The 6,298-nt window shown below is 69.7% G+C and carries 5 protein-coding genes and 1 pseudogene; 4 read left to right on the forward strand and 2 right to left on the reverse strand.

Annotated features, from left to right (window positions below; translation table 11 throughout):
- Together HY68_RS44965 and HY68_RS09805 are read right to left on the reverse strand one after the other, a co-directional pair.
- A pseudogene (locus tag HY68_RS44965) lies at positions 1-171 on the reverse strand (3-oxoacyl-ACP synthase); the annotation flags it as partial.
- Between the two features lie 165 nt (positions 172-336).
- Positions 337-2,613, reverse strand: coding sequence for a terpene synthase family protein (locus HY68_RS09805; RefSeq protein ID WP_198533243.1), 2,277 nt, complete (start codon positions 2,611-2,613; stop codon positions 337-339).
- A gap of 174 nt (positions 2,614-2,787) precedes the next feature.
- Between HY68_RS09805 and HY68_RS09810 the strand changes: the two genes are divergently transcribed.
- The 4 genes from HY68_RS09810 to HY68_RS09825 all read left to right on the forward strand — a co-directional run bounded on the left by HY68_RS09810 (position 2,788) and on the right by HY68_RS09825 (position 6,245).
- Complete coding sequence (locus HY68_RS09810) at positions 2,788-3,438, forward strand: HhH-GPD-type base excision DNA repair protein (RefSeq protein ID WP_041987016.1); 651 nt, start codon at positions 2,788-2,790, stop codon at positions 3,436-3,438.
- Positions 3,435-4,961: a M28 family metallopeptidase gene (locus tag HY68_RS09815; RefSeq protein WP_241778520.1), complete on the forward strand. Its 1,527-nt coding sequence runs from the start codon at positions 3,435-3,437 to the stop codon at positions 4,959-4,961. The genes HY68_RS09810 and HY68_RS09815 overlap by 4 nt, the downstream gene beginning before the upstream one ends.
- Positions 4,962-5,107: 146 nt before the next feature.
- Positions 5,108-5,410, forward strand: coding sequence for a type II toxin-antitoxin system VapB family antitoxin (locus HY68_RS09820; protein ID WP_041987019.1), 303 nt, complete (start codon positions 5,108-5,110; stop codon positions 5,408-5,410).
- Positions 5,411-5,585: 175 nt separating this feature from the next.
- Entirely contained in the window at positions 5,586-6,245 is a 660-nt protein-coding gene (locus HY68_RS09825; RefSeq protein ID WP_078863514.1) for a LytR C-terminal domain-containing protein, read from the forward strand.
- The last annotated feature ends 53 nt before the right edge of the window (positions 6,246-6,298 follow it).

The following is a 6,298-nucleotide window of genomic DNA, read 5'->3' on the forward strand; positions in this document are numbered from 1 at the left end:
CTCGGCCGCCTCGTACGCGAGATCGCCGGTCGACTGCCCCGGCGCGGCGCGGTGTCTGCTGCCGATGCCGGTACGGCCGCGGACCCACGCGTCGTCCACGCCCCAGGCGGCGGGCAGCGCCCCGTTCGGGACGGGCTCTCCAGGGACGCGTCCGGAGACGGCTTCGATCACCGCCGCCGTACGCCCCGCCGTACGCCCGTCCCCTCCGTGCCTCCCGGGCCCTCGGTGCCTCCCGGGCCCTCCGTACCGCTCACGCGCATATCCGTTCGCCACCCACGTCCCCCATCCACTCGATCTGCGTCGACCGGATGGCGAACGGATTGCGCCCTGCGAGGGTTACGGTGCCATTTGGGGCACAGCCGCTACGGAGCCGGCCGAACCGGCCGAACTGCCCGCCGGCAGCAGGATCCTGGCGGCCGATGTGCCGCGCCCCGTCAGCGTCGGCGGCATCCAGCGCGGCTCAGCCCGGTCCTGGAGCAGGTCCGACTCCTTGTAGCGGTGGCAGCCCGCATGCCAGACGAGAATCCCGGAGAGCCAGTTCTCCAGCTCCTTCACATATCCGTCGAGCACCTCCCGCACTTCCGCGCTCAGGTCGAAGTCGTCGTACAGCACGGGCAGTTCGTTGGCGGCGACATGCTGGAACTGGCGCATGCGCGAGTTCATCAGGTCGTCGACGATGTGCAGCGCCGTCGGATAGTCGCAGTTGAAGAAGTTCTGGACGACGAGGACGCCGTTGTGCACCTCGCCCTCGAACTCGATCTCCTTCTGGTACGAGAAGACGTCGTTGAGCAGGCACGCGTAGTCCTGCGCCGCGTGCTCCAGCGCCTGCATCGGTCCGCTGCGGTAGATCTCCTCCGGTACGACGTTGCCGTGGCCGATCCGGCACAGGCTCATCGTCATGTCCGAGCCGAAGGTCGCCCGGCGCATCTCGATGTAGTCGACGGGCTCGGGGATACGGTTCTGCACCTGGTTGGCCAGCTCCCACAGCCAGCTCTCCGTCATGTCCTCGACGGCCTTGCGGAACGTGCGCCGGGCGTCGAGGTCCATCGGGCCCGCCGTACGCGCCCACAGGTCGGCGAGGGCGCGTTCGAGTCCGGTAGCGGGCAGCGGGGTGTCCAGGGACTCGACCGGCATGAACAGCGACAGGCGCTCGTTGCACGCCTTCGCGCCCGCCAGGTCGCGGGTGGTGCCGTAGACGACCGGGAAGTAGTCGTCCCCGTACGTCCCCCAGGCCAGCCAGTCCGACGACAGGTCCAGGCCCTCCGGTGTGGCGTCCGGGTGGATACCGGCCGCACAGAGCGGCAGGTCGATACGGCGGATCCGGTCCGCGTCCCACACGCCCGAGTTCGGGATGCCGAGCTGTTCCTCCAGGATCCCCATCCGGGCCGCCCATGCGACGACATGCTCGCGTGAGGCGTCCAGATGCGGGCTGAGCGTCGCCTCGAACGGCATCTGGAAGTCGGGCAGTTGCGAGGGTCCCACCCGCTGGAACGGGACATGGCTGTGGCTGCGCAGCCTGGCGGGGCCGCCCGCGGTGAGCGTCTTGAGGAAGTCGGAGGCGGCCGTGCCCCGGCCGACCGGGGTCTTCGGGAAGAGCGGCCCCGCCGTCTCGTCGGTGTCGACGCCGCCGCCGTTCATGTACCGGCTGGAGCGCATGTGCCATTCATGGCCGCCCGACTGCCAGTCCTGGAGGCCCTTCACATAGGCGAGGGTGTCGGCGACGGACGCCGGGTCGGTGCCCTTCTCCACGAACAGCGGGCCCAGTTCGGTGAGGGCGGTGTTGTCGAACTGCTGGAGGCGCGCGGTCAGCAGGTCGTTGACGGCTTCGGCCGCCTCCTGCGTCGTGCAGCCGAGGAAGGTCTCCAGCACGAGCACGCCGTTGCTCAGCTCGCCCTCCTCCTCGATCTCGCGCTGGTACGAGAAGAGGTCGTTGCGCAGATGGACACCGTCCGAGAACGTGTCGCGCAGGACCCGCAGCGGCCGCGACTCGGCCAGGGCCGCCGGCACCTCGGCGCTGACGTACTCGATGAGCCCCGCGGACCAGGGGGCCCCGCCGACCTTGCGGCGCATCTCGATGTACTCGACGGGGTTGGAGATCCGCTCGGCGTTGATGTTGGAGAGCTCCCAGAGGGACTCGTTCAGCAGATTCTCCGTGGACTCGGCGAACCGCTCCCGCCACGCCATGGACATGCTGGGGACCGTACGGGCCCAGAGGTCGGCGAGGCCGGCCTCCACGGGGTTGGTCGGCTCGGGGAACCCGTCCTTCAGGTCCATCGGCATGAAAAGGGGCAGCCGGTCGAGATACGCCTTGCCGCCCTCCCTGTCGTGGTCGCGCTTGAAGATCTCCAGGAAGTGGTCGTCGAAGAAGAACACCCACACATACCAGTCCGTGACCAGCGACAACTGGGGTCCGTCGCAGTCCGGGTGGGTGTACGAGCAGAGCAGCGCGTAGTCGTGGGAGTCGAGGTCGTGCTGCTCCCAGATGCCCGAGCCCTCCAGCATGCCCATCTCCCTGGCCCATCTGCCGGAGTGCTCCCTCGCCTCCTCAAGGTGCGGGTTGAGCCGGGCCGGATATGGCATGTAGAAATCCGGCAGTTCAAAAGGCTGTGTCACCGGTGCGCGGCCTTTCCCGAAGGTTCCGGTCCCGAAGGTGCCGGAATTGGTTCTCCTGGGCCGGGCTCTACCCCTCCGCCGGTTGGGCCATTCGCGCGACGAAACAGTCATATGAACACATGGGAATTGCGTGGCGTGCATGCGCCCGCCCGCGAGCCGCGAGATCATTCGGCAATGAGCACCACAATTCGGCTCGCCCAGCAGCCCGAGGCGGACGCCCTGCTCGGCCGCAGCCCGCTGGCCGCCCTGGTCGGCATGCTGCTCGACCAGCAGGTCCCCATGGAGTGGGCCTTCTCGGGCCCCTACACCATCGCCGTACGCCTCGGCGGCGACGACCTCGACGCGCGGCAGATCGCCGCCTACGACCCGGAGGCGTTCGCGGCACTGCTCTCCGAGAAGCCGGCCGTGCACCGGTATCCGGGGTCGATGGCGGGGCGCGTTCAGCAGCTCTGCCACTATCTGGTCGACCATTACGACGGAGATCCGACGACGATTTGGCGAGAAGTCGCCACCGGCGCCGAGGTACTCGAACGACTGAACGCATTGCCCGGCTTCGGAAAGCAGAAGTCGCAGATTTTCCTGGCGCTGCTGGGCAAGCAATTCGATGTACGGCCCACCGGCTGGCGCGCGGCGGCGGGCGCGTACGGGGACGAGGGGTCGTACCGCTCGGCGGCCGACATCACGGGGCCCGAGTCGCTGGCAAAGGTGCGGGCGTTCAAGCAGGAGGCGAAACGGGCGGCGAAGGCGGCCAAGGCAGCACCATCGAAGTCCGCACCATCGAAGTCCGCGAAGTCCGCGAAGGCCGCGAAGGAGACCGGCAAGTGAACCTGGTCCCCCGCAGCCTCGTCGCCACCCTGGCAGCGACCGCCCTCACCGTCCCGCTGCTGCTCGGCGCCGCCCCGGCGCACGACCAGGCCAGGGACGCGGCCAGGGACGCGGCGCGGCTCTCCCGCGAGCTCGTACGGGACGCGTCGGCCGAGAGCGCCTACCGCCATCTGGAGCGGTTCCAGGCCGTCGCGGACGCGTCAGGCGGCAACCGCGCCGCAGGCTCGGCCGGCCATGAGGCCTCGGCGCGCTATGTGCACGACCAGCTCGAAGAGGCCGGCTACGACGTCGCGTACGAGCCGTTCGACTTCACGTACGTCGAGACGCTCGCCGAGAAACTGACGGTACGGGCGCCCGAGCGGCGCGAGATCGCGATCACGGCCATGACGTACACGAAGTCCACGCCCGAGGGCGGCATCACGGCCGCGGTCGCCGCCGTCCCCGTGGACGCGACGACCGGCTGCGAGCCCGCCGACTACGCGTCCGGGAGCGTCACGGGCAAGATCGCGCTCATCGAGCGGGGCGGCTGCGACTTCGCGGTGAAGCAGCGGAGCGCGGCGGCGGCAGGGGCCGTCGGCGCCGTGATCTACAACAACGCCGACGGCGCGCTCAGCGGCTCCCTCGGCAGCGCGAAGGACGCACCCGCCCCCACCGCCGGAATCCCGACCGGCGGGATCACGCGCAAGGACGGTACGGCGCTGGCCGCAGCGGTCAAGAAGGCCGAGGCGGGCGGGGCCGCCGAAGCGGTGCGGGTCACCATGGACGTACGGCAGCTCCGGGAGCAGCGCACCACCCGCAATGTGATCGCCGAGACCAGGGGCGGCGACCCCGCGCGGACCGTCATGCTCGGCGCGCATCTCGACTCCGTCGGCAAGGGCCCCGGCATCAACGACAACGGCTCGGGCTCGGCCGGCCTGCTCGAAGTCGCCCTGCGGCTCGCCGCGACCCACGAGCGCCCGGACAACAAGGTGCGGTTCGCGTGGTGGTCGGCGGAGGAGCTGGGGCTGCTCGGCTCCGAGGCGTACGTGAAGGCCCGCACCCCCGCCGAGCGCTCCGCCGTCGCGCTCTATCTGAACTTCGACATGATCGCGTCGCCGAACTTCGCCCAGCTCGTGTACGACGGCGACGACTCCGACCGCGAGGGCGCGGGCCCCGGCCCGGCGGGCTCGGCACAGCTGGAACGGGGCATCAACGACTTCCTCGACAGCCACGGGATCGCACACAAGGGCGCGGACTTCGACGGCCGTTCCGACTACGGGCCCTTCGTCGCCGCCGGCATCCCGTCCGGGGGCACCTTCACCGGGGCGGAGGTCGTGAAGACGCGCGGTGACGCCGAGCGGTTCGGCGGCGAGGCGGGTGTCGCGTACGACGCCTGTTACCACTTGGCGTGCGACGACCTGTCCAACATCAACATGACCGCTTTCGACAACAACATCGATGTGATCGCCGACGCCGTCGGCACGTACGCGCACGATCTGGGCCCGCTGACGGCCGGGCCGAGCAGCGCGCCGCAGCGCCCGTAAACCCGGCCACGAACCCGTTCGAGGGAACCAGCGGAGCGGAGGGAACCGCTCCGCTCGTGCATCACTCCCGCTTTAACGGTGAATGTCACTTTTGGACTACGTCGCCTTGGCTGCGCCCGGAGCCGCTCGACCGGTAGGCTTTCCGTGTGATCTTCAAGCGCATCGGTAACGGGCGGCCGTATCCCGACCACGGCCGGGAATCCACCCGGCAGTGGGCGGATGTCGCGCCGCGCCCGGTCCGCCTCGACCAGCTCGTGACCACGAAGGGCCAGCTGGACCTGGAGACGCTGCTCGCGGAGGACTCCACGTTCTACGGCGACCTCTTCGCCCACGTCGTGAAGTGGCAGGGCGATCTCTATCTGGAGGACGGACTGCACCGCGCGGTGCGTGCCGCGCTCCAGCAGCGCCAGGTGCTGCACGCGCGGGTGCTGGAGCTGGACCGGGGCTGAGGCCGAGCGGCGGGGCGGAAACCCGCCCGGTGACTGCCCGGTGACTGCTCGGTGACCGCCCCGCAGACCGCTCCGAGGGTCTTCGACTGAGCCTTTCGGGGGCTTTCCCACCCTGTCGGCGCAACCTGTTGATCATTTAGTAGGAAACACACTCGGCGCGCACTACGCTTCGCACATGAGCATGCTCACTCCCCCCGGCATGGGCGGCAAGTACCGCATCACGGGTGACAAGTACCCCCGCATGCGACGCCCACGTCACCGCCGCAGGATCGTGCTCGTGTCCGTCGCCGCCGTCGTCGCCCTCGGCCTGGCCGGCTGGGGGACCTTGCAGCTCATCCACGTCTTCAACGGCGACAGCGAGCAGACCAGCGCGGCGGACCGCAAGCCGTCCTGCAAGCCGTCGAAGACGCCGGTGAAGGCGCTCCCGAAGCCCGGCCAGATCAAGGTCAACGTCTACAACGCGACGCCGCGCGGCGGACTGGCCCAGAGCACCGCCGACGAGCTGAAGAAACGCGGCTTCGTCATCGGCAAGGTGGGCAACGCGTCCGCCGCGTACGACAAGAAGATCCCCGGCACCGGGATACTGCTGGGCGCCCCGACGACGTCGGACAGCTCCCTGTCCGTCCTCGGCACCCAGCTGAAGGGGGCGACCCCGAAGACCGACACCCGCAAGACGCGGGACGTCGACCTGATCCTCGGGACGGCCTTCAAGCAGCTGACGGTCCCGAAGGACGCGAACCAGGCGCTGGCCGCCCTGTCGAAGCCGGTGGCCGACCCCGGCTGCACGGCCGAGCTGGGTTCACCGGCGAAGTCGATCAGGGCGACGGAGCACTGAGCGCTCCGGGTGCGGGCCGGCCGCGTCCGCACCCGGAGCCCTAGGGCCTCTCG

Source organism: Streptomyces sp. AcH 505, assembly GCF_000818175.1.
In the GTDB taxonomy this organism is placed as follows: Bacteria; Actinomycetota; Actinomycetes; order Streptomycetales; family Streptomycetaceae; genus Streptomyces.